Below are 395 nucleotides of genomic sequence, written 5' to 3' on the forward strand. Positions count from 1 at the left end.
TGTTGAATCGCGGCATTTGAAACCGCTGGTCCACGTATCGGGTACCGCTGCTCCATGGAGTGGGTACTGGGGCTAAAGATGTGTTCCTCTGGTCGGAGTCGCAACACACCCGGTGTTGCGCTTTGACCCTTTGAGGAGGGACGATGGCGGATTATCGAGCCATCATGCGGCAGCTTGTGCAGGGCCGCAGTTACAGCGAGATTGTGGCGAGCTTGAACTGCTCGCGGCGAGGGATCTCGGCGGTCAACAAGGTCTTGGCCGGCCATGGGCTCACGACCGTGTCGCAGGTCGAGGCAGTCACCGATCAGCAACTACTCGATTGGTTCCCTGACGGCAGGTCGAGGGTGTCGGAGTTGTATGAGTCTCCGGCTTTCGATGTTGTGCTGAAGCGAATG

At 58.7% G+C, this 395-nt stretch carries 1 pseudogene; it reads left to right on the top strand.

Features of this window, described 5'->3' with window-relative positions:
- Positions 1 to 143: 143 nt before the first annotated feature.
- Positions 144 to 395: pseudogene (locus AAGW05_RS18600) on the top strand (IS21 family transposase); the annotation flags it as partial.

Origin of the sequence: Arthrobacter sp. LAPM80 (assembly GCF_046736435.1) — a bacterium.
GTDB lineage: Bacteria > Actinomycetota > Actinomycetes > Actinomycetales > Micrococcaceae > Specibacter.